The 1,774-nt window shown below is 32.0% G+C and carries 2 protein-coding genes and 1 pseudogene; 1 reads left to right on the forward strand and 2 read right to left on the reverse strand.

Annotated elements, in window-relative coordinates; genetic code table 11:
• The coding region (locus AMO19_RS00495) for an FAD-dependent oxidoreductase (protein WP_146255913.1) at window positions 1-541 on the reverse strand (541 nt) is incomplete at its 3' end.
• An 11-nt stretch (window positions 542-552) separates the two neighbouring features.
• Entirely contained in the window at window positions 553-1,425 is an 873-nt protein-coding gene (locus AMO19_RS00500; RefSeq protein WP_373554000.1) for a TrmH family RNA methyltransferase, read from the reverse strand.
• Between the two features lie 158 nt (window positions 1,426-1,583).
• On the opposite strand from AMO19_RS00500, the pseudogene AMO19_RS00505 reads away from it, so the two are divergent.
• A pseudogene (locus tag AMO19_RS00505) lies at window positions 1,584-1,774 on the forward strand (UDP-N-acetylglucosamine 1-carboxyvinyltransferase); the annotation flags it as partial.

A 1,774-nucleotide genomic window follows, 5' to 3' on the forward strand; every position in this document is an offset into this window, starting at 1 on the left:
ATCTTGGAAGCCACTCAAGTTTAACCGCATCATCGCTAGTAAATACGGTCCTATTATCCAAAGTTATTCCACGGGGCACAAAAGGAGAAGAGCCTGTTGCTATAACAATATTCTTACATGTGAAAATTTTATCAATTCCGTTTTTATCTCTTACACCTACTTTTTGATTTCCTTCAATTCTTCCAATGCCCAAAATGATTTCAACTCCACTCCTTTTAAGAGTTTTTGTTAAATTTTCTCTAACATTTAAAACTAAATTATTTGCATGATCTGCAATTTTTGATCTCTCGAACCTTACTGGTGAAGAATGTATACCAAATTTAGCTAAATGTTCATAATTAGCTATTTCTCTAACTTTTCCACTTGCAGCCAAAAGAGCTTTAGATGGGACACAACCCTTGTTAACACACGTGCCTCCCATATCAGAAGATTCTACTATTGCGACTTTCAGTCCCTTACCAGCAGCATGTTTAGCGGCATCAAAACCTCCATATCCTGCTCCTATTACAATTAAATCAAAATCAAAACTTGAATCAGTCACTTTTTATTTATTTATTTAGAGGTGTATGCGACTCTTTTTCGTTCTAGTAATAACGGAACTGCAACACAAGCCACATTCAATGATTCTACAATCTCGCTATGCGGAATTGTAATTGTTTCATTAAAAGCTTCTTGAATTTTTTTATGAATACCTTGACCTTCATTACCCAAAATCAATGCTGTACGTCTAGACCAATCAACTTCCCAGTAAGGTTTTGAAGGTTTTTTTGAACTCTCATTATGGCTACTAGTAGAGAAAATCTTAAATCCTACATTTGATAAATCAGACAAAGACTCAAGTAAAGAATTTAATATTTCTTCTTCAATGCCATCAAATCTTAAAAATGGCAGATGAAAAACTGCACCTGAGGATGCTCTTAATACCTTTTGGCCTAATGGGTGCGCACCTCCAGCTAAAAAAATTGCATTAACACCCGCAGCTAAAGCGGTTCTAAATAGATTACCCATATTCCCAGGATCTTGAATTCTGTCGAGAACAAGAACAAAATCATCTTTTCTACTAAATTGATAATTAGGTATTGCTGAAATCTCTACTAAAGCTGCTATCCCATCTGGATTAATTGTTGAAATCGCAGATGCCAAGACTTCATCTGAGACAATATTTATGAATGACTTATCAAATTTTTTGCTTAGATTTTGATTCTTTCTTAGCCATTTTTCGGTAACTAAAATCTTAGCGGGATTTTTTCCAGACTTCAGCAATTCTTTAATGAGATGCGTACCCTCTATGCAAAAAAAGTCTTGATCTTTTGGAGATGATCCTCTTTTAAATGATCTAAATCTTTTAACTAGATTATTGTTTTTACTAGTTATTTTTAAAAAAGTATTTTCTATGAGTATTTTGAAAAATTTGTTATCAACTATATTTTAATTACATAAATATATTGATCAATTATTTATTAAATTTTTTTTTTCCAAGGAATAAAAAACACATTTTCACTTTTAATTAATATTCATGACGTTACATAGGGTGGACTTAATATTATTAGTTTGTCATGATGAATCTAATAAATTAAGTCTTAATGATTTGCGGAAGCAAAACGAAGTCATATCTTAAATCGCAAAATTTAAAGATTCTTGGCCAAGGCAAGTTAAATGGAATAGTTGAAATAAGTGGTGCGAAGAATTCCGCCTTAGTTTTATTAGCCTCATCATTGCTAACTAATGAAAAAATAATTCTTGAAAATGTACCTTTTCTCACTGATATTGAAAA

Origin of the sequence: Prochlorococcus marinus, from assembly GCF_001180245.1 — a bacterium.
GTDB classification, from domain to species: Bacteria; Cyanobacteriota; Cyanobacteriia; order PCC-6307; family Cyanobiaceae; genus Prochlorococcus_A; species Prochlorococcus_A marinus_F.